This is a genomic window from Pseudomonas sp. 8(2025) (assembly GCF_052665325.1).
This window is the reverse complement of the sequence record NZ_JBQOIE010000013.1, coordinates 75,564-100,404: the sequence shown is the minus strand read 5'-3', so window position 1 is coordinate 100,404 and position 24,841 is coordinate 75,564. Positions and strand designations below refer to the sequence as shown.

Sequence of the window (24,841 nt, the reverse complement as noted above, 5' to 3'; positions counted from 1 at the left end):
ACGGAGTGTTTATGGCAGTCAAAGTCCTGGTGGTGGACGATTCGGGTTTTTTCCGCCGCCGCGTCTCGGAAATTCTTTCAGCGGATTCGAATATCCAGGTCGTCGGCACGGCGACCAATGGTAAAGAGGCGATCGATCAGGCCCTGGCGCTCAAGCCGGACGTGATCACCATGGACTACGAGATGCCGATGATGGATGGCATCACCGCAGTGCGGCACATCATGCAGCGCTGCCCGACGCCGGTCCTGATGTTCTCCTCCCTGACCCACGAAGGCGCCCGAGTGACCCTCGATGCGCTGGATGCCGGGGCGGTGGACTTTCTGCCGAAGAACTTCGAGGACATCTCGCGCAATCCCGAGAAGGTCAAGCAGTTGCTGTGCGAGAAGGTCCACAGTATTTCGCGCAGCAATCGGCGCTTCAGTAGCTACAGTGCTCCGGCACCGCAGCCGGCGAGTGCTCCGGCACCTGCTCCTTCGAGCTTCGCCAGTTCGCGCTCGCCAGCTCCCGCACCGGCTCCGGCCCGCGCAGCGGCGCCGGCGGCCAGTGCGAATTCGCCGGCACCCAAGCGCAAGGCCTACAAGCTGGTGGCCATTGGTACGTCCACAGGCGGCCCGGTGGCGCTGCAGCGGGTCCTGACCCAGCTGCCGGCCAACTTCCCGGCCCCCATCGTCTTGATCCAGCATATGCCGGCGGCCTTCACCAAGGCCTTTGCCGAGCGTCTGGACAAGCTCTGCCGCATCAGCGTCAAGGAAGCCGAGGATGGCGACATCCTGCGTCCGGGCCTGGCGCTGCTGGCGCCTGGCGGCAAGCAGATGATGGTCGACGGTCGCGGTGCGGTGAAGATTCTCCCGGGCGATGAGCGCTTGAACTACAAGCCGTGCGTGGATATCACCTTCGGCTCTGCGGCCAAGTCCTACAGCGACAAAGTTCTGGCGGTGGTGCTCACCGGCATGGGCGCCGACGGTCGCGAAGGCGCGCGTCTGCTCAAGCAGGGCGGCAGTGCGGTCTGGGCCCAGGACGAGGCCAGCTGTGTGATCTATGGCATGCCAATGGCCATCGTCAAGGCCAACCTGGCGGATGCGGTGTACAGCCTGGACGACATCGGCCGGCACCTGGTCGAGGCCTGTCTCTGATGGATGTGCTCAGCCTTATCGGGATCATCATGGCGTTTGTCGCCATCATCGGTGGCAACTACCTGGAGGGGGGGCACCTGTCGGCCCTGGCCAACGGTCCGGCGGCACTGATCGTGCTCGGCGGGACCATCGGCGCGGCACTGCTGCAGTCGCCGCTGAGCGCCTTCAAACGGGCCATGCAGATCCTTGCCTGGATCCTGTTCCCGCCCCGGGTCGATCTGCCGGGCGGCATCGACCGGGTGGTCAACTGGAGCCTCACCGCGCGCAAGGAAGGCCTGCTGGGCCTGGAAGGCGTGGCGGATGCCGAGCCTGACAGTTATGCGCGCAAGGGCTTGCAGTTGCTGGTGGACGGTGCCGAACCCGAAGCCATCCGCAGCATTCTCGAAGTGGATTTCTATACCCAGGAAAGTCGTGATATCGAGGCCGCCAAGGTGTTCGAGAGCATGGGCGGCTATGCGCCGACCATCGGCATCATCGGCGCGGTAATGGGGCTGATCCACGTGATGGGCAACCTGGCCGATCCATCCCAGCTGGGTAGCGGCATCGCCGTGGCCTTCGTCGCCACTATCTATGGGGTGGCCAGTGCCAACCTGGTGCTGCTGCCGATCGCCGCCAAGCTGAAATCCGTTGCCTTGCGCCAGTCGCGTTACCGGGAAATGCTCCTCGAAGGCATCCTGTCGATCGCCGAAGGCGAAAACCCCCGCTCCATCGAGCTGAAGCTGCAAGGCTTCATGGACTGATTATGGCCCGTCGTCGCCAGCAAGAAGAACACGTCAACCATGAGCGCTGGTTGGTTTCCTACGCCGACTTCATTACCTTGCTGTTCGCGTTTTTCGTGGTCATGTACTCGATTTCCTCGATCAACGAGGGCAAGTACAAGGTCATTTCCGAAGCCTTGATCGGGGTCTTCACCGACTCCGATCGTAGCCTCAAGCCGATTCCCATCGGTGACGAGCGTCCCAAGACCGTGACCCCGGCCAAACCCCTGGTCAAGGACAGCGACCAGACCGACGCCGGCATCGCCGGGGCCAGCGACCCGCTGAAAAGCATCGCCGATGACATCAGCGCAGCCTTTGGCGACCTGATCAGCTCCAACCAGATGACCGTGCGCGGCAATGAACTGTGGGTGGAGATCGAACTCAACTCCAGCCTGCTGTTCGGCAGTGGCGATGCCATGCCCAGCGACCAGGCGTTCACCATCATCGACAAGGTGGCGAAGATCCTCAAACCCTTCGACAACCCGATCCATGTCGAGGGCTTCACCGACAACCTGCCGATCCAGACCGCGCAGTACCCGACCAACTGGGAACTGTCCTCGGCCCGTTCGGCGAGCATCGTGCGCATGCTGGCGATGCAGGGGGTGAACCCGGCGCGCATGGCCTCGGTGGGCTACGGTGAGTTCCAGCCAGTGGCCAACAACGCCACCGCCGAAGGCCGGGCGCGCAATCGCCGGGTGGTGCTGGTGGTGTCGCGCAACCTGGATGTGCGCCGCAGCCTGACCGGTACCGGCACCGCCCATGCAACACCGGATGCGGCACTCAAGCGTGCTGGCACACAAACTGCACCAACCCCGGTCAAAACGCCGGTACAGGGAAGCGCCGTCAATTCTCCGTCACCTGCTTTATAACTTAGCGCTATGTCTCGCCCCGCTGTGGCCGGGCGGGAGGAACCAACCGAATGAGAGTCTGGGCAGTTGCCAATCAAAAGGGTGGTGTCGGTAAAACCACCAGTTCCATCGCTTTAGCCGGCTTGCTGGCCGAGGCGGGCAAGCGTGTGGTCGTGGTCGATCTCGACCCCCACGGCTCCATGACCAGCTACTTCGGCTATGACCCGGACAGCCTGGAGCACAGCAGCTACGACCTGTTCCTGCACAAGGGCAATGTGCCCCAGGACCTGCCGGGCCAGTTGTTGCTGGGCACCAGCCACGAGCGTATTTCGCTGTTGCCGTCCAGCACCGCGCTGGCCACCCTGGAGCGCCAGTCGCCGGGGCAGAGCGGCCTGGGCCTGGTAATCGCCAAGAGCCTGGCGCAGTTGTGGCAGGATTTCGACTATGCGGTGATCGACAGCCCCCCGTTGCTCGGGGTGCTGATGGTCAACGCCCTGGCGGCCAGCCAGCAGTTGGTGATCCCGGTGCAGACCGAGCACCTGGCGGTCAAGGGCCTGGAGCGCATGGTCAATACCCTGGCCATGGTCAATCGCTCGCGCAAGCAACCCTTGCCGTTCACTATCGTGCCGACCCTGTTCGACCGCCGTACCCAGGCCTCCCTGGGCACCCTGCGGGTACTGCGGGACAAGTTTCCCGAGGAGATCTGGCAAGGCTACATTCCGGTGGATACCCGCCTGCGCGACGCCAGCCGGGCCGGGGTCACCCCTTCGCAATTCGATGGCAAGAGCCGCGGCGTACTGGCCTACAAGGCCTTGCTCAAGCACTTGCTGGCCCAGCAGCTCGTGGCGCAGGTGGCTTGACGTGAAGCGTTATTCAAGTCGCCACGCCGCCCGGCCGATAACCCCTACAGGTCACTGTATCGGGGTTTTAGCGTGGGCATCCTCATGAACCGTCCTCTGGATGTAAAGAGCCGGCCGCAGTTGGCGCTGCAGTCGTACCTGGACGCCTTGCTGCAGGACGCCACCGACGAGGAGTTGCTGCCACCGCCGCCGATCCCGGTGCCCGCCCAGATAGTGGTCGAAGCCTCCAGTGAAGTGCTGGATGAATTCCAGGCCGCGGTACTGGAAGAGCAGGCCCGTGACGCCCAGCTCCAGCAGCACTCGGCGCCTGCGGTTGCTGCGCCAGAGCCTATTGCCACCCCGGTGCTGGAAGCGCCGGAGCCCATGCCAAGCACCCTCTCGCCCGTGGTGCCGATGCTCCAGGCCCTGGTGCCGCCCGTGGTGGAAGTGCACTTGCCGCCGAGCAATACGCCGCCTCCGGTCACTGGCAGCGATCGTCCCGCCTGGGCGGCAGAGCCGTTCGAGTGCCTGTTGTTCGATGTCGCGGGCCTGACCCTGGCGGTGCCCCTGGTATGCCTGGGCTCGATCTATTCCCTGGCCGGGCAGGAGCTGACGCCGCTGTTCGGCCAGCCGGAATGGTTCCTCGGTATCCTGCCGAGCCAGGCTGGCAACCTGAAGGTGCTGGATACCGCACGCTGGGTCATGCCGGATCGCTACCGCGACGATTTCCGCCAGGGCCTGCAGTACGTGATCTCGGTCCAGGGCTATGAGTGGGGGCTGGCGGTGCACCAGGTCAGCCGCTCGCTGCGCCTGGACCCCAATGAAATCAAGTGGCGCAGTCACCGTGGCCAACGCCCGTGGCTGGCCGGCACGGTGATTGAACATATGTGCGCCTTGCTCGATGTTGCCGAACTGGCGGAATTGATCGCCACCGGTGGCGCCAAGCAGATGGCGATCAGTCAAGCGGCCCACAAGCCGAAGTAAACCAACAACAGGCCGCGTCCGTCGGGCGTGGCCACACAGAACACACGCCGTTTTCAACGGTTATTTGAGGGGTCAGGGTATGAATAAGTCGTCGTCTGCACAGGGTTCCGAAGATCCGATCCTGCAATGGGTCACCTTCAAGCTGGATAACGAGTCCTACGGCATCAACGTGATGCGGGTCCAGGAAGTGCTGCGCTACACCGAGATCGCTCCGGTGCCGGGCGCACCCAGCTACGTGCTGGGGATCATCAACCTGCGCGGCAACGTGGTGACCGTGATCGATACCCGCCAGCGCTTCGGCCTGGTGCCGACCGAAGTCAACGACAACACCCGGATCGTCATCATAGAAGCCGACAAGCAAGTGGTCGGGATCATGGTGGACAGCGTCGCCGAAGTGGTTTACCTGCGCCAGTCGGAAGTCGAGACCGCGCCGAACGTCGGCAACGAAGAGTCGGCCAAGTTCATCCAGGGCGTGTGCAACAAGAACGGCGAACTGCTGATTCTGGTTGAGCTGGACAAGATGATGAGCGAAGAGGAATGGTCGGAACTGGAGAGTATCTGATTGATCCTCGAGGTAGCGGTAATTGTCCTGGCGATCCTCTGGGTCGCCACTCTGGCTCTGTTCCTGTCCTACACCCGCAACCAGCGGCAGATTGCTGCCCAGCAGGCTGAGGGTGACGCCGTGCGCGACCAGCGGATCAAGGAGCTGGCCAAGCGCGTCGACCATTACCAGAGCGGTACGGTGCGCATGGGCGAGGACCTGCACGAGTTGCGCGCTGTGGTAGCGCCTTTGCCGGACAAGCTGGCCCAGCTGGAGCAGCGTGACCCTTCCAGCCTGTCGTTCGCCCAGGCCGCGCGCCTGGTGGGCATGGGCGCCAGCGTCGACGAGCTGACCCAGTCCTGCGGCCTCACCCAGGCCGAAGCGGAGCTGGTCAGCAAGCTGCACAAAGGCTGATGTAGACGCGAACGCCCGCTGCAAAAAGGCCCCTGGGGCCTTCATGCGGCCGGGCTGTATCAGTAATCGTCGCCGCGTTCGGTGACGTCCTTCTCCAGTTCCGCCCGTTGCGGATCATGCCCTGCCGGGAACTTGCCCTTGAGGTTCCAGGCGAAGGCGATGATCTCGGCGATGGTGCGGTACAGCTCCGGCGGAATGCTCTCGCCCAGTTCCAGTCGCGCCAGCAGCTTCACCAGCTCGGCGTTCTCGTAGATCGGGACTTCATAGTCCCGGGCAATCTTCAGGATGGCTTCGGCCAGTTCGTCATCGCCCTTGGCGGTGAGGGTCGGAGCTTGCTGGCCATCGTATTTGAGGGCGATGGCCTGGCGTGGTGGCGGAGAGTGCTTCATGCGGTTTCGTCCACCCAGCGTTGTTCCAATCGGGTTTGCGGGCCCTGGGGCGGAGTGCCGAGGTGGCAATCCAGGTCGCCGACATTCAGTCCCGAGGCTAGCAGGCGTTCGCGCAGGTTGCCCAGGTGGCTTTCAATCAGGCTCGCCGTATAGGGGCGCTCGGCCCAGAGCTGGCTGGACAGCCGGCCCTGGATCAGCTGTGCCTGGACTTGCAGCGGGCCCAGAGGCTCCAGGTCGAAGGCCAGGTCGACCCGCCACAGGGCCTGCTTGGGCTCACGCTCCTCGCGTTTGTGTTCCGGCTCCGGTTCCGGCGCCTCTTCGCGCTGCAGCTTGACCTGCAAGGGCACGATGTCCTGCAGGTTGCGCATGGGGATTTCCAACTGCCAGGTACTCAACAGCCGGCCATCGTCGGTCAGGCCGCTTTGCTCCAGGCTCGACAATTGATGGCTCTGCAAGCGCGATACGGCCGAGGCGGCCAGGCGCAGCAGTTGTTCCAGGTCACCTTCGCCTTCCAGGCTCTGCAGCAACCGTTCCGGCAATGGAAAGCCGGTGGGCGAAGCCTTGGCGCTGACCTGGCCGAGGGTACCCAGGGCGCTGCGCACGAAGCTGGGCTGCGACTGGGCCAGGGTGTTGGCGGCCAGGATGGCGTTGAAGCTGGTGGAGGAGGGCAGGCCCGGGGTCAGCTGGGCGATCAGGCGCAACAGGTCGGCCTTCATATCCGGCACCTGCCCTGGGTTGGCCCCGGCCAGCAGCCGGGCTTCCAGGAACAGGCCGCTGCCCAGCAAGGCCTGGGCCACGCCGCGCGGGTTGCTCAGTTGCTGCACGTCGGGCAGGCCGGCCAGCAGGCGCTCGACGGCGGCGCGCAGGTCGGTGGAGGTGGTCGAGGGGTCACTGTCGGCGGGCAGGTTCTGCAGGGCGTTGATCAAGCTACTGAGGGAGCCCTGGCGGCTTTGCTGGCTGGCCAGTTGGGCGGCGATGGCCAATTGCTCCTGACGGCTGCTCAGGGGGACGAAATTCAGGGTCTGGGCATCCGAGACCAGGGCGCTGAACAGGCTGCCGATGCGCAGCGGCTGCGGGCTTTCGATGCTCAGGGTGGCGCCGCTCTGTGCGGTGTTGAGCAGGCTCACCAGGGAGCGATAGATCGCCGGCTGGCTGGTGCCCTGGGGCAGCATCTGGCTGGTCAGCACCTTGGCCTGGATCAGGGTGCCGGGGGGCAGTTGGCTGGTGTCCAGGCGGGTCAGGGCGGCGACACTGGAGGCGATGGCCTGTTGCACGGTGATCGCCAGGTTGCCCGCCGAGGGTTGGGTGACCGCCAGGCTGGTGCCCTGGGGCAGGGGTTGATTGCTGGTGGCCTGCAAAGTGGTTTGCCGGCCGTTGTCCAGGGTCACTTTGAGCAGCAACTGGAACGTCTGGTCGGTCTGCTTGAGCGACAGCACTTCGGCCTTGGCGCTCTGGCCGGCGGCAATCAGGCCCTCCAGGGGCGGCACCAGCTTCAGCAGTTCCCCGCTGATCGCCTGGGGGCGCGAGGCGCCGGGCGCGGGCACCTGGGGCGCAGGCAGGATGTTCATTTCGCCTGTCATTCGGACACAACCTGTGGAAATTAGCCCTCATAAGCGTAGGGCTTCGCATGTATAATGCCGCCCGTCTTTGGGGGAGTGGTGAAAACATTGCAATTGTTTGACGCAGCTCTCTAGAACAGGCCGCCAATGCATTTATCCTGCATCTCTTTAACGGCCGCTCCGTTGCCGACTTGAACCTGTAAAGGCCCGCTATCCCTTGACCAGCCCTCTTCTCGAAGCCGTAGCACTCGCCTGTGAGCGCGATTGGCGGATGCTATTTGAACACCTCGAGTTGCGTCTGACGGGCGGCGACATGGTGCAGATCAGCGGCCCCAACGGCAGCGGCAAGACCAGCCTGCTGCGCCTGCTGGCCGGGTTGATGCAGCCCACCAGCGGCCAGGTGCTGCTCAATGGCCAGCCATTGCACGCCCAGCGCGCGGAACTGGCCCGCAACCTGTTGTGGATCGGCCATGCCGCCGGCATCAAGGAGCTGTTGAGCCCCGAGGAGAACCTCAGCTGGCTCTGTGCCCTGCACCAGCCTGCCCGGCGCGAGGCGATCTGGCAGGCCCTGGCGGCGGTCGGCCTGCGCGGTTTCGAGGATGTGCCTTGCCATACCCTTTCCGCCGGCCAGCAGCGCCGCGTGGCCTTGGCGCGCCTGTACCTGGACAGCCCGCCGTTGTGGATACTCGACGAACCCTTCACCGCCCTCGACAAGCAGGGCGTGGCCCAGCTCGAAGAACACCTGGCGGGCCATTGCGAGCGCGGCGGCATGGTGGTCCTGACCACCCACCACAGCCTGGCCCGCATGCCTTCTGGCTACCGTGACATTGACCTGGGACGGTGGGCTGCATGAGTGTGTTTGCCCTGTTGGTGGCCCGTGAAGCGCGCCTGTTGTGCCGGCGCCCGGCGGAACTGGCCAACCCCTTGGTATTTTTCGCAATCGTTGTCGCACTGTTCCCCCTGGCCGTGGGACCTGAGACACAATTGTTGCAAACCTTGTCTCCGGGGCTGGTCTGGGTAGCGGCCCTATTGTCCGTCCTGCTCTCGCTGGACGGGCTTTTTCGCAGTGATTTCGAGGATGGATCCCTGGAGCAGTGGGTCCTTTCGCCGCACCCCCTGGCTCTTCTGGTTCTGGCCAAGGTACTGGCACACTGGGTGTTTTCCGGGTTGGCACTGGTCTTGCTCGCGCCCTTGCTGGCGGTGATGCTGGGGCTGCCTGCCGCCTGTCTGCCGGTGCTGCTGATGTCCCTGCTGCTGGGGACCCCGGTGCTCAGCCTGCTGGGCGCAGTAGGCGCGGCATTGACGGTGGGGCTCAAGCGTGGCGGCCTGCTGCTGGCGCTGCTGATCCTGCCGTTGTACATCCCGGTACTGATTCTCGGCAGTGGCGCCCTGCAGGCGGCATTGCAGGGCATGCCGGCAACCGGTTACCTGCTCTGGCTTGGGAGCCTGACCGCCCTGGCAGTAACCTTGACACCCTTTGCAATAGCGGCTGGCCTGAAGATCAGCGTCGGCGAATAATAATGAGGTCTGATCATTTTTTGATCACTTCTTTCTGAGAAAAGACCCAGGCTTTTCGACCACGAAAAGCACCCGTGATGGAAATAGTGAATGAACTGGACTTGGTTTCATAAGCTCGGCTCGCCTAAATGGTTTTACGGCATCAGTGGCAAGCTGCTGCCCTGGCTGAGTGTTGCCGCCGTGTTGCTGATCGGCATCGGCGTGGTCTGGGGCCTGGCCTTTGCGCCACCGGATTACCAGCAAGGCAACAGTTTCCGCATCATCTACATCCATGTGCCGATGGCGATGCTGGCCCAGTCCTGCTACGTCATGCTGGCCGTGTGCGGTGTGGTCGGGCTGGTGTGGAAAATGAAACTGGCCGATGTCGCCCTGCAATGCGCGGCGCCCATCGGGCACTCGATCACTTTCCTGGCCCTGGTGACCGGGGCTATCTGGGGCAAGCCGACCTGGGGTTCCTGGTGGGTCTGGGATGCCCGACTAACGTCGATGCTGATCCTGCTGTTTCTGTACGCAGGTCTGATTGCGCTCAATGCCGCCATCAGCAATCGTGACAGCGCCGCCAAGGCCTGTGCGGTGCTGGCGATTGTCGGCGTGGTGAATATCCCGATCATCAAATACTCGGTGGAATGGTGGAACACCCTCCACCAGGGCGCGACCTTCACCCTGACCGAAAAGCCTGCCATGCCGGTGGAAATGTGGCTGCCGCTGCTGCTGACCTCGTTGGGTTTCTACTGTTTCTTTGGTGTGCTGCTGTTGCTGCGCATGCGCCTTGAGGTGCTCAAGCGTGAAGCCCGGACCAGTTGGGTCAAGGCCGAAGTCCAACGCAGCCTGGAGGCCGCCCGATGAGCTTTGCATCCTTCAGCGATTTTCTCGCCATGGGCCATCACGGCCTCTACGTCTGGTCGGCCTATGGCATTTGCCTGGTGGTCCTGGCTCGTGAGCTGGTGGCGCCGATCCTGGCGCGCAAGCGCTATCTGCAACAAGAGGCGCGTCGTCTGCGCCGGGAGAACGGTAAGTGAATCCGCTGCGTAAAAAGCGTCTTTTGATCATCCTGGCGATTCTGGTCGGTGTCGGCATTGCCGTCGGCCTGGCCCTCAGCGCGCTGAAGGAAAACATCAACCTGTTCTACACCCCGACCCAGATCGCCAATGGCGAAGCACCGCTGGACACGCGGATCCGCGCCGGCGGCATGGTCCAGGCCGGTTCCCTGCAGCGTTCCGCCGACTCCCTGGACGTGAAATTCGTGGTCACCGACTTCAACAAGTCGGTGACCATCACCTACCGCGGCATCCTTCCGGACCTGTTCCGCGAAGGGCAGGGCATCGTTGCCCTGGGCAAGCTCAACGCCGATGGCGTGGTGGTGGCCGATGAAGTGCTGGCCAAGCACGACGAGAAGTACATGCCGCCGGAAGTCACCAAGGCCCTGAAAGACAGCGGCCAATCGGCACCGACACCAGCGAAAGAGGGTTAAGCCATGAGTTCCGCACTGTTCGTTCCCGAACTCGGTCACCTGGCGATGATCCTCGCCCTGTGCTTCGCCCTGGTCCAGGCCTTGGTGCCGCTGCTGGGGGCCTGGCGCGGTGATCGCCTGTGGATGAGCCTGGCCCAGCCGGCTGCCTGGGGCCAGTTCGCCTTCCTGGCGTTCGCCTTCGGCTGCCTGACCTACGCTTTCATGAGCGACGATTTCTCGGTGGCCTATGTCGCCAGCAACTCCAACAGCGCCTTGCCCTGGTACTACAAGTTCAGCGCCGTGTGGGGGGCTCACGAAGGCTCGCTGCTGCTCTGGGCACTGATCCTCGGTGGCTGGACCTTCGCCGTGTCGGTGTTCTCGCGCCAGTTGCCCCAGGTGATGCTGGCCCGGGTGCTGGCGGTGATGGGCATGATCAGCACCGGCTTCCTGCTGTTCCTGATCATGACCTCCAACCCGTTTTCGCGGATCCTGCCCCAGGTGCCGGCCGATGGTCGCGACCTCAACCCGCTGTTGCAGGACATTGGCCTGATCGTTCACCCGCCGATGCTCTACATGGGCTATGTGGGTTTTTCGGTGGCCTTCGCCTTCGCCATCGCCGCCTTGCTCGGCGGTCGCCTGGACGCCGCCTGGGCTCGCTGGTCGCGGCCCTGGACCATCGTGGCCTGGGCCTTCCTCGGCATCGGCATCACCCTGGGCTCCTGGTGGGCCTACTACGAGTTGGGCTGGGGTGGCTGGTGGTTCTGGGACCCGGTGGAAAACGCCTCGTTCATGCCCTGGCTGGTGGGCACGGCGCTGATCCACTCCCTGGCGGTCACCGAAAAGCGCGGGGTGTTCAAGAGCTGGACCGTGCTGCTGGCGATTGCTGCCTTCTCCCTGAGCCTGCTGGGGACTTTCCTGGTGCGTTCCGGCGTCCTGACTTCGGTGCATGCCTTCGCCTCCGACCCTGAGCGCGGCGTGTTCATCCTGATTTTCCTGCTGTTCGTGGTGGGTGGTTCGCTGACCCTGTTCGCCCTGCGCGCGCCGGTGGTCAAGAGCCAGGTGGGCTTCAACCTCTGGTCGCGGGAAACCCTGCTGCTGGGCAACAACCTGGTGCTGGTGGTGGCGGCCTCGATGATTCTCCTCGGCACCCTGTACCCGCTGGTGCTGGACGCCCTGACCGGCGCCAAGCTGTCGGTGGGCCCGCCGTACTTCAACGCGCTGTTCATTCCGCTGATGGCCCTGTTGATGGTGGTGATGGCGGTGGGCGTGCTGGTGCGCTGGAAAGACACCCCGGTGAAATGGCTGGTGGGCATGCTCGGCCCGGTACTGCTGGGCAGCGTGGCCCTGGCCGTGGTTGCGGGCATCGCCTATGGCGACTTCAACTGGGCCGTGCTGGCGACCTTCCTGCTGGCGGCCTGGGTGCTGCTGGCCGGGGCTCGCGACATCGTCGACAAGACCCGGCACAAGGGCCTGATCAAGGGCCTGCCGAGCCTGACCCGCAGCTACTGGGGCATGCAGCTGGCGCACCTGGGCATCGCGGTCTGCGCCCTGGGCGTGGTGCTGTCGAGCCAGAACAGCGCCGAGCGCGATCTGCGCCTGGCGCCGGGTGAATCCATGGAACTGGCCGGCTATCACTTCATCTTCGAGGGCGCCAAGCACTTCGAAGGGCCGAACTTCACTTCCGACAAGGGCACCGTCCGCGTGGTGCGCAACGGCAAGGAAGTGGCGGTGCTGCATCCGGAGAAGCGCCTGTATACCGTGCAGAGTTCGATGATGACCGAGGCCGGGATCGATGCCGGCTTCACCCGCGACCTGTATGTGGCCCTTGGCGAGCCCCTGGGCGATGGCGCCTGGGCGGTGCGGGTACACGTCAAGCCGTTCGTGCGCTGGATCTGGTTCGGCGGCCTGCTCACCGGTTTCGGTGGCTTGCTGGCGGCCCTGGACCGGCGCTACCGGGTCAAGGTTAAAAGCCGCGTGCGCGAAGCGCTGGGCATGACAGGAGCTACGGCATGAGACGCTGGATGATGATGCTGCCCCTGGCGGTGTTCCTGGTGGTGGCGGTGTTCCTCTATCGCGGGTTGTACCTGGACCCGGCTGAACTGCCGTCGGCGATGATCGGCAAGCCGTTCCCGGAGTTCTCCCTGCCGTCGGTGCAGGGCGACAAGACCCTGACCCGCGCCGACCTGCTGGGCAAGCCGGCGCTGGTCAACGTCTGGGGCACCTGGTGCATTTCCTGCCGGGTCGAGCACCCGGTACTGAACAAGCTGGCCGAGAAGGGCGTGGTGATCTACGGCATCAACTACAAGGACGTCAACGCCGATGCCCTGAAGTGGCTGGCCGAATTCCACAATCCCTACCTGCTGGACGTGCGTGACGAGGAGGGCTCCCTGGGCCTGAACCTGGGCGTCTACGGCGCTCCGGAAACCTTTTTCATCGACGCCAAGGGCATCATCCGCGACAAGTACGTCGGGGTGATCGACGAAGTGGTGTGGCGCGAGCAACTGGCCGCCAAGTACCAGGCCCTGGTCGAAGAGGCCAAGCCATGAAGCGCTGGTTAGCCGCCGCCATCCTGGGCCTGGGCATCGCCGGCATGGCCCATGCCGCCATCGACACCTACCAGTTCGCCAACGACACTGATCGCGAACGGTTCCACGAGCTGACCAAGGAACTGCGCTGCCCCAAGTGCCAGAACCAGGACATCGCCGATTCCAACGCGCCGATTGCCGCCGACCTGCGCAAAGAGATTTTCCGCATGCTCGGCGAGGGCAAGGACAACCAGCAGATCATCGACTTCATGGTCGATCGCTACGGTGACTTCGTGCGCTACCGGCCGGCCCTGACCGGCAAGACTGCCTTGCTCTGGTTCGGCCCCGCCGGGTTGCTGCTGGGCGGGCTGGTGATCATTGTCGTGATTGTCCGGCGTCGGCGCGTGCAGCGCAGCGACAGCCCGAACACGCTTTCCGTCGAAGAGCGTCAGCGCCTCGACCAACTGCTGGATAAAAACCACCCATGATTGATTTCTGGCTTGCGGCAGGCCTGCTGCTCCTGATTGCCCTGAGTTTCCTGTTGATCCCGGTATTGCGTGAGCGTCGCGCTCAGCGTGAAGAGGATCGTACCGCGCTGAACGTGGCGCTTTATGAAGAGCGCGTGGCCGAACTGCACAGCCAGCAGCAGGAAGGCGTGCTCAGTGCCGAACAGATGGACAGCGGCCGTGCCGAAGCCGCGCGCGAACTGCTGGCCGATACCGAAGGCAGCGCTAACGTGCGCACTTCGCGCCTGGGCAAGCCGCTGCCGTTGCTGGCCGCGCTGCTGGTGCCGGTACTGGGCCTGGGCCTGTACCTGCATTTTGGTGCCAGCGACAAGGTCGAGCTGACCCGGGAGTTCGCCCAGGCGCCACAGTCCATGGAGGAAATGACCCGGCGCCTGGAGCGTGCGGTGGCGGCCCAGCCGGATTCCGCCGAAGGCCTGTACTTCCTCGGCCGTACCTACATGGCCCAGGACCGGCCGGCGGACGCGGCGAAGATCTTCGAGCGCACCGTGGCCCTGGCCGGGCGCCAGCCCGAGCTGCTGGGGCAATGGGCCCAGGCGCAGTACTTTGCCGACAACAAGCAATGGTCGGACAAGGTCCAGGGCCTGACCGACGAAGCCCTGAAAGCCGACCCCAATGAAGTCACCAGCCTCGGGCTGCTGGGGATCGCCGCCTTCGAAGGCGGGCGTTTCCAGGAAGCCATCGACTACTGGAAGCGCCTGCAGGCGCAACTGCCGCCGGACGACAACTCCCGCGCCGCGTTGCAGGGCGGTATCGACCGCGCCAGCGAGAAGCTGGTGGCCAGTGGCGGCAAGGTTGCCAGCGAACCTGCGGCCAAGGCTCAGGCCAAGGGCGCGGTGCTCAAGGTCAGGGTCGACCTGGCGGCCGAGCTCAAGGCCAAGGTCCAGCCGGGCGACAGCGTGTTCATCTTTGCTCGCGCCACCCAGGGGCCACCCGCGCCGCTGGCGGCCAAGCGCCTGACCGTGGCCGACTTGCCGGCCACGGTCGAGCTGGCGGATGCCGACGCGATGATGCCGCAGTTGAAACTGTCGAACTTCCCTGAAGTCCAACTGGTTGCGCGCGTGTCCCGCGCCGGCCAGCCGACGGCCGGCGAGTGGGTCGGGCGCAGCCAGCCTCTGGCCAGCAGCACCACCGCTGCCCAGCAGCTGACCATCGACAGCCCGGATCAATAATCAGAGAAGCCGCCATGACCGCCATCGCTCGTATCACCCTGTTATCACTGGTCCTGGGGTTGAGCGCATGTACGGTCCATCGGCCGGTGCCCACCAGCTCCGAGCCGATCCCGCCGGCAGGGCCGAGCACACGCCCGGCCCCGTCCACGGCGCCGGGTACGCCCAGCGCGCCGATCCCCGCCGCCAAGCCCCTGCCACGCACCTCCGCCAGCTTCGCGCCGCCACCGGGCGGGCACAGCCATTGGGATGCGCGGTTGGGGGTCTATGTGCTGGATGACCAGAGCAACACCTTCTACCGCCAGCGCACCTACTACCGCTGGAACAATGGCTGGAGCCGCTCCATCAGCCCTGACGGGCCCTGGGAAGACACCGATATCCATGGTGTGCCCGCCGGGCTTGGTCGCCAGTTCCAGTAACCCTGTCCGATAAGCGCAGAGGCGCAGGCCAGAGCCTGCGCCCGGGCTGGATTATTTAAGCCTCGGGATGCCTGGCCGATACAGCGGGGTGTTCCCGAGTATCAGCCGTTGAGCGCCCGATGAAGAATGACCTGAATAAACCCTATTTCACGCCGATGGTGTTCTGGCTTGCGCTGATCTGTGTGTTGTTGCTGGTGTATGGCTTTGGCCCGACCGAGGTGCCGGAGCTGATCTACCTGTCGCTGGAGCCGGTGTGCCTGCTGCTGGCATTCGTCTTCATGTACTACTTCTTCTGCTGGAGCCTGATCTCGGTCTTTCGCTTGGGCGAGATCGGCTGGAAGCGCGTGGACTACGCCTGGCTGCTGCTGGCGTCCCTGGCCCTGATCAGCGCCACCCAGGCGGTGCGCGTGGACTGGTTCCAGACCGACTACCAATTGGCGCAGCAGGCCCAGGCCGGGCTGCAGCGGCGCGTGGCCACGGAGATCGAGGACATGCTGGGCGTGGAGCACTGCAAGGCGGCCATCGCTCGCTACGAGCCCCAGGATGCGGCCCAGGTCAGCAGCCTGTGCGAGCGTTTTGCAGCGCTGGAGCGCACCGCGGACGGGCGCCTTTCGGTCTTGGCAGAGGTCAAGGTGCAGCAGGCGCTGGAGGATATCCGCGGCGAATACACGGCGGCTCCCATCCGCCAATGGCTGCAGGGCTTGAGTGAAAGCCTCAAGGAACTGGAGCAGCAGCGGGCCGAGGTGCGGCGCCTGTACGGGTTGGTAACGGTCAGCGCTACCGAGAGGCTCTACAGCTACTTCGTGCCCTTGCTGCTGGTGATCGCCCTGGCATTGCGCGCCTCCAAGGTCACCGGCGAAGTGCTGCTCAAGGCACCACGGCGGCGCAAGCTGTGGCTGATCATCAACCGCCGCGTGATCATCGATGGCCTGGGTTTTGCCCGTGGCGCCCGGGCTCGGCTGGATGAAGCCCTGGGCAATTGGCGGGTAGCCCGTTGGGGCGTGGTGCACCTGGGCTGCGACTTCATCGGCGCGCCCGGCCCCCAGGACACCCCGGTCCCGGTCACCCCGGGCTTCTATGAAAGTGAATTCCAATTGGCCAGCCTGGCCGACTTCGACAGCAGCGAGTTCGTCGAATGGGCCGCGACCCAGACCATCGACACTCTGTACCTGGTGGGGGAAACCGATGCCGGCCTGATCGGGCGCCTGCGGCTCTGGGGGGCGGCGGCCAATATCGAAGTCCTGGTGCGCGAACGCATCTGAGGCGCCCGCCCTGGTGCAGCTTGCCTGCCCGGGCAACTCCGGGCAGGGGCAAGGGCGCCGCGCCTTTTCCTCAGGCCCGGGCCGGGCGGCGGTTGTCCCGCACCAGCAGGAAACGCATCAAGGCCAGCAGCGGGAAGGCGCTGCCCACCAGCACGATGCCCAGCCAGCCGCCATGCTCGTACACCGCACTGGCAATCGAGGAGCCAAAGGCACCGCCGATGAAGATGCTGGTCATGTACAGCGCATTCAGGCGGCTGCGGCTGTGGGCGTCGAGGGCGTACACGGCGCGTTGGCCGAGCACCATGTTCATCTGCACGCAGAAATCCAGGACCACCCCGGTCACGGCCATGCCGATCACGCTGTAGGCCGGATGCACCAGGCTGGGGATGAAGCTCAGGGCCGCCAGCAGCATGGCCAGCAGTGAGGCGATGCGGGTATGGCCGGCATCTGCCAGGCGCCCGCTGATGGGCGCGGCGATGGCGCCGATGGCGCCCACCAGGGCAAAGATCGCGATCTGGCTTTGGCTCAGGCCGTGCTGGCGCGCCAGCTCCAGCGGTGCGGCGGTCCAGAACAGGCTGAAGGTGGCGAACAGGCAACCCTGGTAGAAGGCGCGCTGGCGCAGTACCGGTTGCTGGCGCAGCAAGTTGCCCAGGGAATGCAGCAGTTGGCCATAGGTGGCGCTGTGGGCCGGCTGGCGCTTGGGAATGGTGAGCATCAGCACCAGGCTGATGGCTGCCATCAGCAGCGCCGCGGCGATGAACATCGCCCGCCAGCCGAAGTGGTCGGCCACCACGCTGGACACCGGCCGGGCCAGGAGAATCCCCAGCAGCAGGCCGCCCATGATCCCGCCCACCACCCGGCCCCGGGTTTCCTCGGGGGCCAGGTGCGCGGCCAGGGGAATCAGGATCTGCACCGACACCGAACTGAAGCCGATCAACAGCGACACCAGGAGAAAGGCATTGGGCTGCTGGATAAAGGCCGCGCCCAGCAGGCTGGCAATCGCCACCAGGGTGGTGCAGATCATCAGCCGGCGGTTTTCCAGCAAATCGCCCAGGGGCACCAGGAAGAACAGGCCCAGGGCGTAGCCGATCTGGGTCAGCGACACGATCAGGCTGGCCAGGGCGCTGGACAGGCCGAGGTCCGGGGCAATCAGCTCGATGATCGGTTGTGCGTAGTAGATGTTGGCGACTATGGCCCCGCAGCAGAAGGCGAACAGCAGCACCATGCCTCGGGTCATTGTCGCGCTGCCGGTGGGCAGAGCCTGGGTCGTGGAATTCATTGGCGATCTCTGGGGCAAGCGCAAGGAGCGAGGTCGGCAAGACCCCCTGGCAAAGCGATGGAGCGGGCCGGGTGGCAAAGGTCAGCGATCGAATGATGAAGGCCCGTTGAGTACCGGGGCGTGTCGCTGTCGAGGGGCGATGATACATTTACTTACATCCTGTTCGATAGCATGCTCATGCTCCCCCGGGGCCTTGCAGTCGACTGACGGGCTCTGTGCACCCATTGCCTTGAGGAATCCGTTCCATGAATCGGTCTTTGCCTGGTTTGTTGTGCAACCTTCCATGCCTGGCCCTGGCGTTCCTGCTGGGCAGCACCGCGGCCCTGGCCCAGGATGCGCCGGGCATGCGCATTGGCGTACGCGGGGAAATCACCGGGGTCGGCGGCGACGTGGTGCGGGTGCACGTCAACAGTGGGGAGAATGTCAGCATCGAGCTGACGCCCCAGACCCAGGTGCGTGCCGTGACCCTGGCCAATATCGAGGACATCAAGCCCGGCAGCTACATCGGCTCGGCGGCCATGCCCATGGCCGACGGCACCCTCAAGGCGCTGGAAGTGCATGTGTTTCCACCGCAGTTGGCCGGTACGGGTGATGGCCACCGGCCTTTCGACCTGGCCAAGGGCAGCAGCATGACCAACGGCAGCGTCGGCGACCTGGTGGTGAGCAACGGCCGCACCCTGACCGTCAACTACAAGGGCGGCCAGCAGAAGATCCTGGTGCCGGACGATGTGCCCATCGTCAACCTGACTCCCGGCGACCGCAGCCTGCTCAAGGTCGGGGTCAAGGTGGTGATGTTCGTTACCCAGAGCGATGACGGCAAACTCACCGCGCAGTCGATCTCCGCCGGCAAGGATGGGGTCGCGCCGCCGATGTAGGCCGCTGCTGCACAGGGTTGCCACCAGGCGGGCGGGGGCTTGCATTGCCAAATGTTGCTGCGCGCGGGTTGCAGTGGAAGTCGGCAAAGGCTTGGTTTACGGTCTCCGGTCGTTCAATGCGCCGGGAGTGCCTTATGGAAAAGTCGACGTTCAACCCAGCCAGTGTGTTCAATTCCCTGCAATACGGTTTCAGCCAGGCGGTGGAGGTGCGCGGTGGGCGGCGCCTGCTGCTTTCCGGCCAGGTGGGTGTGGATGAGCAGGAGCGCACCGTGGGCCCGGGCCTGCGGGAGCAGACCGAGCAGGCCTTCGACAATATCGCCCGGGTCCTGGCCGAGGCGGGTGGCCGGCTGGCGGATGTGGTGATGCTGCGGATCTACATCGCCGAAGCGGCCCGCAACCAGCAGGAGCACATCAGCGCAGTCTTGCTCGAACGCTTTGCCAGCCAGCCGCCGGCGTCTTCGTGGATCATCGTCAGCGGGCTGTCGCTGCCAGAGTGGCTGATCGAAGTCGAGGCGGAGGCGGTGCTGGAGGAGCGCCATCAGGTCGCCGAAGCGGCGCTGTTCACTCCGGCGCGAGCCCTCTGAGCGCCATCCCTGGGGCATAAAAAAAGCGACCCCGGAGGTCGCTTTTTTCATTCACCCGTTAGGGGTCACTTGGCGTTGGTATAGATCTGGTCGAAGATCCCGCCGTCGTTGAAGTGGGTCTTCTGCACGCTGCGCCAGTCGCCGAAGGTCTTCTCCACCGAGAGGAAGTCGACTTTCGGGAAGCGATCGGTGTACTTGGCCAGCACTTTCGGGTCCCGTGGGCGCAGGTAGTTGTTGGCGGCGATTTCCTGGCCTTCCGGCGACCACAGGTACTTGAGGTATTCCTCGGCGGCGGCGCGGGTGCCTTTCTTCTCTACCACCTTGTCCACCACCGATACCGGCGGCTCGGCTTCGGCGGACACACTCGGGTAGATCACCTCGAACTGGTCGCGACCGAATTCGCGGGCGATCATCTCCGCTTCGTTCTCGAAGGTCACCAGCACGTCGCCGATCTGGTTGGTCATGAAGGTGGTGGTGGCGGCGCGGCCACCGGTGTCGAGCACCGGCGCCTGCTTGAACAGCTTGCCGACGAAGTCCTTGGCCTTGTTCTCATCGCCGCCGTTCTTGAGCACATAGCCCCAGGCCGAGAGGTAGGTGTAGCGGCCGTTACCCGAGGTCTTGGGGTTGGGCACTATCACCTGTACGCCGTCCTTGAGCAGGTCCGGCCAGTCCTTCAGGGCCTTGGGGTTGCCCTTGCGGACGATGAACACGGTGGCCGAGGTGAACGGCGCGCTGTTGTTCGGCAGGCGGGTCACCCAGTTGTCCGGCACCAGCTTGCCGTTGTCCGCCAGGGCGTTGATGTCGGTGGCCATGTTCATGGTGATGACATCCGCCGGCAGGCCGTCGATTACCGAGCGCGCCTGTTTGCTGGAGCCGCCGAAGGACATCTGCAGGGTGATGTTCTCGTTGTGCTCGGCTTTCCAGTGTTTCTGGAAGGCGGCGTTGTAGTCCTTGTAGAAGTCGCGCATCACGTCGTAGGAAACGTTGAGCAGGGTCGGTGCGGCCTGGGCGACGCTGCCCAGGGCCAGGCCGGCGGCCAGTAGCGAGGCGCTGAAGAGTTTTTTCACTGCACATTCCTTTTGTTCGAGAGTGAAGGCAATTTGCCGCCGACTATAGCCGGGGCGCTATATCTCTTTAAAGATTAAAAAGTACTTTGCTTATTCCAGTTTCCTGAATAGCGCATTGCCGCAGCGGGAACAGAAGGCCGCGGCGGGTTCGTGGGTGTTCTTGCGGCACACCGGGCAGTCGTGCTTGAGCTGCTCGCCGCGCATGGCGCTGGCCAGTTCCGCGGTGAAGATCCCGGTGGGCACGGCGATGATCGAGTAACCGGTGATCATCACCATGGACGAGATCACCTGGCCGATCACGGTCTTGGGCACGATGTCGCCGTAGCCCACGGTGGTCAGGGTGACGATGGCCCAGTAGATGCCCTTGGGAATGCTGGTGAAACCGTGCTCCGGGCCTTCGACCACGTACATCAGGGTGCCGAACACCGTGACCAGGGTGCAGACGCTGAGCAGGAACACCAGGATCTTCTGCTTGCTGCCGCGCAGGGCGTCCAGCAGGTAGTGGGCCTGCTTGAGGTAGGGCGCCAGCTTGAGCACGCGAAAGATCCGCAGCATGCGGATGATGCGGATGATCAGCAGGTATTGGGCGTCGCTGTAATACAGGGCGAGGATCCCCGGAACGATCGCCAGCAGGTCCACCAGGCCATAGAAGCTGAAGGCATAGCGCAGCGGCCGGGGGGAGCAGTACAGGCGCAGCCCGTACTCGATGGCGAAGATCAGGGTAAAACCCCATTCGATGTAGGCCAGGACGTTGGCGTAGTTGCGATGGACCTCGTCGATGCTGTCGAGGATCACGATCACCAGGCTGGCGAGGATGATCAGCAGCAGGGTGCTGTCAAAGCGCCTCCCCGCCACCGTATCGGTCTGGAAGATCATTACGTAGAGGCGCTGCCGCCAGTTGTCGCTGTTGCCCATGGAAATCGCCTGAATCGAAAGTCAGCGAAGCCTAGGGGGATTTGCCGGGGGAGCGCAAGGCGCGTCGCCCCGCACGTGGCGGCCCAGCACCCGGTCGACGGTGTGCACCAGCCAGCAGGCCAGGACAAAGGGTGCGGTCAGGGGCGCAAGACCCAGGGCGACCAGCCCCGGGCTGATCAGCAGTGCCAGCAGCATCCCCAGCAGCGGCCGCCAGGGGTGCCGGGCCTGCTGGCCCAGGGCCAGGGCGACCAGGGCGCAGTTGTAGCCGCCCTGGCCCTGCAGGGCCTGGGCATGCTCTTGCTGCAGCAGGGCAAAGAGCAGGCCGCAGGCGGAGCCGAACAGGGCCCAGGCTGCCGCGCGGCGGCTGGCCAGCAGCAGGCCGAGCAGAATCAGCAGGCCGGCCAGGGGCTGGCCGAGGAACATGATCTGTCCCAGGCCCTGGAACAGCCCACCCAGCAGGTTCGCCAGGGACAGCCCGGGCACGCCCTGGGTGGCCGCGGGCAGCGGCTCGATCAGGCTCAGCAGCAGCCAGCCGAGGCCGACGAAGGGCGCGGTGTAGGCCGGCAGGCTGGCGGGGTTGCGGGCACGTTTGAGCCATTGCTGGGTAATGATCGCGCTGAGGCCGCCGGCGGCGATGATCAGCGGCGGCAGCAATACCGACCAGGGCAGGTACAGGCCCAGCAGCAGGCCCAGCAATACGCCGTTGTAGCTGAACAGCCCGGCCTGGCGGTCGGCCTTGGCGTACCCCCGGCGTTGTGCGGTCAGCAGCCCGGCCAGGGCACCCAGCAGGGCAGCGCCGAGCAGTGCCGGGGCACTGACCAGGATCGCCAGCAGGCACAGCAGGCCGCACAGCGGATGGCGCTGGAGAAAGATCTGACTGAAGCCGTTAAGCAGGGCAGTGGCCCAGTCGGGGCAGAAGGCATTGAAAGACTGTGAGGGCATGATGCAAATCAGTGGGGCGGCCCCTGGGCGAGGGTTGCGCCGACCGCCCAGGCCTCCTCTGCGGGAGGCTCTGGCCGGTCAGCGGCGCCATGGGCTGCGGGTCAGAGAAGGGTTTCGACGCGCAACGAATTGGTGGTGCCCGGCTGGCCGAACGGCACACCGGTGGTGATCACCACGGTGTCGCCGCGCTTGGCCAGGCCCTGGGCCTGGGCGATTTCCAGGGCCGTGGCACACACCTCGTCGACCTGGCGCAGCCGGTCGTTGACCACCGAATGCACGCCCCAGGCCACTGTCAGGCGGCGAGCAGTGGCAAGGTTCGGCGTCAGGTTGAGGATCGGCACCGAAGGCCGCTCGCGGGCGGCGCGCAGGGTCGAACTGCCGGATTCGCTGTAGTTCACCAGCACCGCCACCGGCAGGATGCTGCACACCCGGCGGATCGCACAGCTGATGGCGTCCGAGACCGTGGCCTCGGCCTGGGGCCGGCTGACGTCCAGTTGGGCCTGGTAGTCCGGGCCGGTTTCCACCTGGCGGATGATCTTGCTCATCATCTGCACGGCCTCCAGCGGGTATTCGCCGGAAGCGGTTTCCGCCGACAGCATCACTGCGTCCGCACCCTCGGCCACAGCGTTGGCGACGTCCGTGACCTCGGCCCGGGTCGGCGCAGGGGAGAAACGCATAGATTCGAGCATTTGGGTGGCCACCACCACCGGCTTGCCCAGCTGGCGGCAGGTGCTGATGATGTTTTTCTGGATCTGCGGCACGCTTTCTGCGGGCACTTCCACCCCCAGGTCGCCCCTGGCCACCATGATCGCGTCGCTCAGCTCGGCGATTTCCCGCAGTTGGGTGACGGCCGAAGGCTTCTCGATCTTGGCCATCAGGTAGGCCTTGTCGCCGATCAGCGCACGGGCTTCACGGATGTCTTCCGGGCGCTGCACGAAGGACAGGGCCACCCAGTCCACTCCCAGTTCCAGGCCGAAGCTCAGGTCGCGACGGTCCTTGGCCGTCAGCGGGCTGAGGTCGAGCACCGCCTGGGGCACGTTGACGCCCTTGCGGTCCGACAGCTCACCGCCATTGAGCACGGTGGTCTCGATGGCGTCGGCGTGCTTGGCGATCACCCGCAGGCGCAGCTTGCCGTCGTCCAGCAGCAGGTCCATGCCCGGCTCCAGGGCGGCGATGATCTCCGGGTGCGGCAGGCTGACCCGCTGGGCGTTGCCCGGGGTCGCGTCGAGGTCCAGGCGCAGGGCCTGGCCGCGCACCAGTTGCACCTTGCCCTCGGCGAAGGTGCCGACCCGCAGCTTCGGCCCTTGCAGGTCCATGAGGATGCCCAGGGGGTAGTTCAGTTCGCGCTCTACCTGGCGGATCCACTCGTAGCGCTGGGCGTGGTCGGCATGGGCGCCGTGGCTGAAGTTGAGCCGGAAGATGTTCACCCCGGCTTGCACCAGCTCACGGATGTCCTCGATGCCGTCGATGGCCGGGCCCAGGGTGGCGAGGATTTTGACCTTCTTGTCAGGCGTCATGTTTGGGGTTCTCGAGAATCAGGATGGCGCGGAAGTCGTTGACGTTGGTGCGGGTCGGCTCGGTGACGATCAGGTCCCCCAGCGCCGCGAAGTAGCCATAGCCGTTGTTGTTGTCCAGCTCGTCGCTGGCGCTCAGGCCCAGGGCCGCGGCGCGGGCGTAGCTGTCCGGGGTCATGATGGCCCCGGCATTGTCCTCGGAACCGTCGATGCCGTCAGTGTCGCCGGCCAGGGCATAGATGCCCGGGTAGCCCTTGAGGCTGTCGGTGAGGCTCAGGAGGAACTCCGCGTTGCGCCCGCCACGGCCATTGCCGCGCACGGTGACCGTGGTTTCACCGCCGGAGAGGATCACGCAGGGCGCCGCCAGGGGCTGGCCGTGCAGGGCGACCTGGCGGGCGATGCCGGCGTGGACCTTGGCCACCTCCCGGGATTCGCCCTCCAGGTCGCCGAGGATCAGTGGGCTGAAGCCGGCCTGGCGAGCCTTCACGGCCGCCGCCTCAAGGGACTGCTGGGGCCGGGCGATCAGCTGGAAGTGGCTGCGCGCCAGGCACGGGTCACCGGGCTTGACGGTTTCCGACTCGGGGCTCTGCAGCCAGCTGCGGACCGCGGCCGGTACGTCGATGCCATAGCGCTTGAGAATCGCCAGGGCCTCGGCCGAGGTGCTGGGGTCGGCCACGGTGGGGCCGGAGGCGATGACCGTGGCCAGGTCGCCGGGTACATCGGAAATCGCATAGGTGTAGACCGTGGCCGGCCAGCAGGCCTTGGCCAGGCGTCCACCCTTGATCGCCGAGAGGTGCTTGCGCACGCAGTTCATCTCGCCGATGGTGGCGCCGGATTTGAGCAGGGCCTTGTTGATGGCCTGCTTGTCCGCCAGGGTGATGCCGGCGGCTGGCAGGGCCAGCAGCGCCGAACCGCCACCGGACAGCAGGAAGATCACCCGATCCTGTTCCGACAGGTTGCTGACCAGTTCCAGCACGCGCTTGGCCACGGCCAGGCCGGCGGCGTCGGGTACCGGGTGGGCGGCTTCGACCACTTCGATCTTGGTGCAGGGGGCGCCGTGGCCGTAGCGGGTGACCACCAGCCCGGAGACTTCGCCCTGCCAGCTGCGCTCGACCACCTGGGCCATGGCCGCGGCGGCCTTGCCGGCGCCGATGACGATGACGCGGCCGCTGCGGTCGCTGGGGAGATGGGCTTGCAGAACCTGTTGCGGGTGGGCGGCGTCGATGGCTGTGGCGAACAGCTCACGGAGGAATTTTTGCGGATCGACCGACATGGCGGGCTCCCGGATTTCTTGTTATGGGGGGCTTGAAACGGGTGTAGCCGCCACCTCAGG

General features: G+C 65.1%; 28 protein-coding genes. 20 read left to right on the top strand and 8 right to left on the bottom strand.

The window, feature by feature from the left end; all coding sequences use genetic code 11:
* The first annotated feature begins 11 nt into the window (after positions 1 to 11).
* The 7 genes from ACUXVH_RS23165 to ACUXVH_RS23135 all read left to right on the top strand — a co-directional run bounded on the left by ACUXVH_RS23165 (position 12) and on the right by ACUXVH_RS23135 (position 5,517).
* Complete coding sequence (locus ACUXVH_RS23165) at positions 12 to 1,133, top strand: protein-glutamate methylesterase/protein-glutamine glutaminase (protein ID WP_011060006.1); 1,122 nt, start codon at positions 12 to 14, stop codon at positions 1,131 to 1,133.
* Positions 1,133 to 1,873 carry a flagellar motor protein gene (locus ACUXVH_RS23160; RefSeq protein WP_011060007.1) on the top strand — a complete coding sequence of 247 codons (741 nt, stop codon included), beginning with the start codon at positions 1,133 to 1,135 and terminating at the stop codon, positions 1,871 to 1,873. The genes ACUXVH_RS23165 and ACUXVH_RS23160 overlap by 1 nt, the downstream gene beginning before the upstream one ends.
* Before the next feature lie 2 nt (positions 1,874 to 1,875).
* Positions 1,876 to 2,760, top strand: coding sequence for a flagellar motor protein MotD (gene motD / locus ACUXVH_RS23155; RefSeq protein WP_011060008.1), 885 nt, complete (start codon positions 1,876 to 1,878; stop codon positions 2,758 to 2,760).
* 50 nt (positions 2,761 to 2,810) lie between these two features.
* Positions 2,811 to 3,599 carry a ParA family protein gene (locus ACUXVH_RS23150; protein ID WP_011060009.1) on the top strand — a complete coding sequence of 263 codons (789 nt, stop codon included), beginning with the start codon at positions 2,811 to 2,813 and terminating at the stop codon, positions 3,597 to 3,599.
* Positions 3,600 to 3,683: 84 nt separating this feature from the next.
* Positions 3,684 to 4,562, top strand: coding sequence for a chemotaxis protein CheW (locus tag ACUXVH_RS23145; protein ID WP_065363386.1), 879 nt, complete (start codon positions 3,684 to 3,686; stop codon positions 4,560 to 4,562).
* A gap of 79 nt (positions 4,563 to 4,641) precedes the next feature.
* Positions 4,642 to 5,124 (top strand): chemotaxis protein CheW, encoded by a 483-nt coding sequence (locus ACUXVH_RS23140; RefSeq protein ID WP_011060011.1) that lies wholly within the window; start codon positions 4,642 to 4,644, stop codon positions 5,122 to 5,124.
* Positions 5,125 to 5,517 (top strand): DUF2802 domain-containing protein, encoded by a 393-nt coding sequence (locus tag ACUXVH_RS23135; RefSeq protein WP_011060012.1) that lies wholly within the window; start codon positions 5,125 to 5,127, stop codon positions 5,515 to 5,517.
* A gap of 59 nt (positions 5,518 to 5,576) precedes the next feature.
* Here ACUXVH_RS23135 and ACUXVH_RS23130 read toward each other — a convergent pair whose 3' ends face one another.
* Positions 5,577 to 5,906: an EscU/YscU/HrcU family type III secretion system export apparatus switch protein gene (locus ACUXVH_RS23130; protein ID WP_011060013.1), complete on the bottom strand. Its 330-nt coding sequence runs from the start codon at positions 5,904 to 5,906 to the stop codon at positions 5,577 to 5,579.
* On the bottom strand, positions 5,903 to 7,486 hold the full coding sequence (gene fliK / locus ACUXVH_RS23125) for a flagellar hook-length control protein FliK (protein ID WP_065363388.1): 1,584 nt from the start codon (positions 7,484 to 7,486) through the stop codon (positions 5,903 to 5,905). The genes ACUXVH_RS23130 and fliK overlap by 4 nt, the downstream gene beginning before the upstream one ends.
* 196 nt (positions 7,487 to 7,682) lie before the next feature.
* Between fliK and ccmA the strand changes: the two genes are divergently transcribed.
* The 11 genes from ccmA (at position 7,683) to ACUXVH_RS23070 (ending at position 16,332) form a co-directional block, all read left to right on the top strand.
* Complete coding sequence (ccmA, locus tag ACUXVH_RS23120; RefSeq protein ID WP_011060015.1) at positions 7,683 to 8,318, top strand: cytochrome c biogenesis heme-transporting ATPase CcmA; 636 nt, start codon at positions 7,683 to 7,685, stop codon at positions 8,316 to 8,318.
* Positions 8,315 to 8,983, top strand: coding sequence for a heme exporter protein CcmB (ccmB, locus tag ACUXVH_RS23115; RefSeq protein ID WP_011060016.1), 669 nt, complete (start codon positions 8,315 to 8,317; stop codon positions 8,981 to 8,983). The genes ccmA and ccmB overlap by 4 nt, the downstream gene beginning before the upstream one ends.
* A gap of 90 nt (positions 8,984 to 9,073) precedes the next feature.
* Positions 9,074 to 9,829, top strand: a complete 756-nt coding sequence (locus ACUXVH_RS23110) for a heme ABC transporter permease (protein ID WP_011060017.1) — start codon at positions 9,074 to 9,076, stop codon at positions 9,827 to 9,829.
* Positions 9,826 to 10,002 (top strand): heme exporter protein CcmD, encoded by a 177-nt coding sequence (gene ccmD, locus ACUXVH_RS23105; protein ID WP_011060018.1) that lies wholly within the window; start codon positions 9,826 to 9,828, stop codon positions 10,000 to 10,002. The genes ACUXVH_RS23110 and ccmD overlap by 4 nt, the downstream gene beginning before the upstream one ends.
* Entirely contained in the window at positions 9,999 to 10,454 is a 456-nt protein-coding gene (gene ccmE / locus ACUXVH_RS23100) for a cytochrome c maturation protein CcmE (RefSeq protein WP_011060019.1), read from the top strand. The genes ccmD and ccmE overlap by 4 nt, the downstream gene beginning before the upstream one ends.
* A gap of 3 nt (positions 10,455 to 10,457) precedes the next feature.
* On the top strand, positions 10,458 to 12,446 hold the full coding sequence (locus ACUXVH_RS23095) for a heme lyase CcmF/NrfE family subunit (RefSeq protein ID WP_065363389.1): 1,989 nt from the start codon (positions 10,458 to 10,460) through the stop codon (positions 12,444 to 12,446).
* A complete protein-coding gene (locus ACUXVH_RS23090; RefSeq protein ID WP_065363390.1) occupies positions 12,443 to 12,979 on the top strand; it encodes a DsbE family thiol:disulfide interchange protein in 537 nt (178 codons plus the stop codon). The genes ACUXVH_RS23095 and ACUXVH_RS23090 overlap by 4 nt, the downstream gene beginning before the upstream one ends.
* Positions 12,976 to 13,446, top strand: a complete 471-nt coding sequence (locus ACUXVH_RS23085; RefSeq protein ID WP_011060022.1) for a cytochrome c-type biogenesis protein — start codon at positions 12,976 to 12,978, stop codon at positions 13,444 to 13,446. The genes ACUXVH_RS23090 and ACUXVH_RS23085 overlap by 4 nt, the downstream gene beginning before the upstream one ends.
* Entirely contained in the window at positions 13,443 to 14,654 is a 1,212-nt protein-coding gene (ccmI, locus tag ACUXVH_RS23080) for a c-type cytochrome biogenesis protein CcmI (RefSeq protein ID WP_015634649.1), read from the top strand. Before ACUXVH_RS23085 ends, ccmI begins: the two co-directional genes overlap by 4 nt.
* 14 nt (positions 14,655 to 14,668) lie before the next feature.
* Positions 14,669 to 15,070 (top strand): hypothetical protein, encoded by a 402-nt coding sequence (locus ACUXVH_RS23075; protein ID WP_011060023.1) that lies wholly within the window; start codon positions 14,669 to 14,671, stop codon positions 15,068 to 15,070.
* 119 nt (positions 15,071 to 15,189) lie between these two features.
* Positions 15,190 to 16,332 (top strand): hypothetical protein, encoded by a 1,143-nt coding sequence (locus ACUXVH_RS23070; protein ID WP_065363391.1) that lies wholly within the window; start codon positions 15,190 to 15,192, stop codon positions 16,330 to 16,332.
* Positions 16,333 to 16,402: 70 nt separating this feature from the next.
* On the opposite strand, the gene ACUXVH_RS23065 is transcribed toward ACUXVH_RS23070, so the two are convergent.
* Positions 16,403 to 17,611: an MFS transporter gene (locus ACUXVH_RS23065; protein WP_041116710.1), complete on the bottom strand. Its 1,209-nt coding sequence runs from the start codon at positions 17,609 to 17,611 to the stop codon at positions 16,403 to 16,405.
* A 245-nt stretch (positions 17,612 to 17,856) separates the two neighbouring features.
* Between ACUXVH_RS23065 and ACUXVH_RS23060 the strand changes: the two genes are divergently transcribed.
* A complete protein-coding gene (locus ACUXVH_RS23060; RefSeq protein ID WP_065363392.1) occupies positions 17,857 to 18,486 on the top strand; it encodes a hypothetical protein in 630 nt (209 codons plus the stop codon).
* Between the two features lie 134 nt (positions 18,487 to 18,620).
* On the top strand, positions 18,621 to 19,070 hold the full coding sequence (locus ACUXVH_RS23055) for a RidA family protein (RefSeq protein WP_011060027.1): 450 nt from the start codon (positions 18,621 to 18,623) through the stop codon (positions 19,068 to 19,070).
* Between the two features lie 65 nt (positions 19,071 to 19,135).
* Here the strand turns inward: ACUXVH_RS23055 and ACUXVH_RS23050 are convergent, their stop codons facing one another.
* The 5 genes from ACUXVH_RS23050 to ACUXVH_RS23030 form a co-directional block, all read right to left on the bottom strand.
* Positions 19,136 to 20,137: a sulfate ABC transporter substrate-binding protein gene (locus tag ACUXVH_RS23050; protein ID WP_011060028.1), complete on the bottom strand. Its 1,002-nt coding sequence runs from the start codon at positions 20,135 to 20,137 to the stop codon at positions 19,136 to 19,138.
* A 90-nt stretch (positions 20,138 to 20,227) separates the two neighbouring features.
* Complete coding sequence (locus ACUXVH_RS23045) at positions 20,228 to 21,052, bottom strand: ion transporter (RefSeq protein WP_015634655.1); 825 nt, start codon at positions 21,050 to 21,052, stop codon at positions 20,228 to 20,230.
* 21 nt (positions 21,053 to 21,073) lie between these two features.
* Positions 21,074 to 21,994: an urea transporter gene (locus tag ACUXVH_RS23040; RefSeq protein WP_123397646.1), complete on the bottom strand. Its 921-nt coding sequence runs from the start codon at positions 21,992 to 21,994 to the stop codon at positions 21,074 to 21,076.
* A gap of 101 nt (positions 21,995 to 22,095) precedes the next feature.
* Positions 22,096 to 23,511 carry a pyruvate kinase gene (gene pyk / locus ACUXVH_RS23035; protein ID WP_047284607.1) on the bottom strand — a complete coding sequence of 472 codons (1,416 nt, stop codon included), beginning with the start codon at positions 23,509 to 23,511 and terminating at the stop codon, positions 22,096 to 22,098.
* Complete coding sequence (locus tag ACUXVH_RS23030) at positions 23,501 to 24,781, bottom strand: glycerate kinase type-2 family protein (RefSeq protein WP_011060032.1); 1,281 nt, start codon at positions 24,779 to 24,781, stop codon at positions 23,501 to 23,503. The genes pyk and ACUXVH_RS23030 overlap by 11 nt, the downstream gene beginning before the upstream one ends.
* Between the last annotated feature and the right edge of the window lie 60 nt (positions 24,782 to 24,841).

Excerpts from the sequence above, each read along its gene's own strand:
- ACUXVH_RS23165 (WP_011060006.1), top strand. The coding sequence starts at position 12 with ATGGCAGTCAAAGTCCTGGTGGTGGACGATTCGGGTTTTTTCCGCCGC.
- ACUXVH_RS23160 (WP_011060007.1), top strand. The coding sequence starts at position 1,133 with ATGGATGTGCTCAGCCTTATCGGGATCATCATGGCGTTTGTCGCCATC.
- motD (WP_011060008.1), top strand. The coding sequence starts at position 1,876 with ATGGCCCGTCGTCGCCAGCAAGAAGAACACGTCAACCATGAGCGCTGG.
- ACUXVH_RS23150 (WP_011060009.1), top strand. The coding sequence starts at position 2,811 with ATGAGAGTCTGGGCAGTTGCCAATCAAAAGGGTGGTGTCGGTAAAACC.
- ACUXVH_RS23145 (WP_065363386.1), top strand. The coding sequence starts at position 3,684 with ATGAACCGTCCTCTGGATGTAAAGAGCCGGCCGCAGTTGGCGCTGCAG.
- ACUXVH_RS23140 (WP_011060011.1), top strand. The coding sequence starts at position 4,642 with ATGAATAAGTCGTCGTCTGCACAGGGTTCCGAAGATCCGATCCTGCAA.
- ACUXVH_RS23130 (WP_011060013.1), bottom strand. The coding sequence starts at position 5,906 with ATGAAGCACTCTCCGCCACCACGCCAGGCCATCGCCCTCAAATACGAT.
- fliK (WP_065363388.1), bottom strand. The coding sequence starts at position 7,486 with ATGACAGGCGAAATGAACATCCTGCCTGCGCCCCAGGTGCCCGCGCCC.
- ccmB (WP_011060016.1), top strand. The coding sequence starts at position 8,315 with ATGAGTGTGTTTGCCCTGTTGGTGGCCCGTGAAGCGCGCCTGTTGTGC.
- ACUXVH_RS23110 (WP_011060017.1), top strand. The coding sequence starts at position 9,074 with ATGAACTGGACTTGGTTTCATAAGCTCGGCTCGCCTAAATGGTTTTAC.
- ccmD (WP_011060018.1), top strand. The coding sequence starts at position 9,826 with ATGAGCTTTGCATCCTTCAGCGATTTTCTCGCCATGGGCCATCACGGC.
- ACUXVH_RS23095 (WP_065363389.1), top strand. The coding sequence starts at position 10,458 with ATGAGTTCCGCACTGTTCGTTCCCGAACTCGGTCACCTGGCGATGATC.
- ACUXVH_RS23090 (WP_065363390.1), top strand. The coding sequence starts at position 12,443 with ATGAGACGCTGGATGATGATGCTGCCCCTGGCGGTGTTCCTGGTGGTG.
- ACUXVH_RS23085 (WP_011060022.1), top strand. The coding sequence starts at position 12,976 with ATGAAGCGCTGGTTAGCCGCCGCCATCCTGGGCCTGGGCATCGCCGGC.
- ccmI (WP_015634649.1), top strand. The coding sequence starts at position 13,443 with ATGATTGATTTCTGGCTTGCGGCAGGCCTGCTGCTCCTGATTGCCCTG.
- ACUXVH_RS23075 (WP_011060023.1), top strand. The coding sequence starts at position 14,669 with ATGACCGCCATCGCTCGTATCACCCTGTTATCACTGGTCCTGGGGTTG.
- ACUXVH_RS23070 (WP_065363391.1), top strand. The coding sequence starts at position 15,190 with ATGAAGAATGACCTGAATAAACCCTATTTCACGCCGATGGTGTTCTGG.
- ACUXVH_RS23065 (WP_041116710.1), bottom strand. The coding sequence starts at position 17,611 with ATGAATTCCACGACCCAGGCTCTGCCCACCGGCAGCGCGACAATGACC.
- ACUXVH_RS23060 (WP_065363392.1), top strand. The coding sequence starts at position 17,857 with ATGAATCGGTCTTTGCCTGGTTTGTTGTGCAACCTTCCATGCCTGGCC.
- ACUXVH_RS23055 (WP_011060027.1), top strand. The coding sequence starts at position 18,621 with ATGGAAAAGTCGACGTTCAACCCAGCCAGTGTGTTCAATTCCCTGCAA.
- ACUXVH_RS23045 (WP_015634655.1), bottom strand. The coding sequence starts at position 21,052 with ATGGGCAACAGCGACAACTGGCGGCAGCGCCTCTACGTAATGATCTTC.
- ACUXVH_RS23040 (WP_123397646.1), bottom strand. The coding sequence starts at position 21,994 with ATGCCCTCACAGTCTTTCAATGCCTTCTGCCCCGACTGGGCCACTGCC.
- pyk (WP_047284607.1), bottom strand. The coding sequence starts at position 23,511 with ATGACGCCTGACAAGAAGGTCAAAATCCTCGCCACCCTGGGCCCGGCC.
- ACUXVH_RS23030 (WP_011060032.1), bottom strand. The coding sequence starts at position 24,781 with ATGTCGGTCGATCCGCAAAAATTCCTCCGTGAGCTGTTCGCCACAGCC.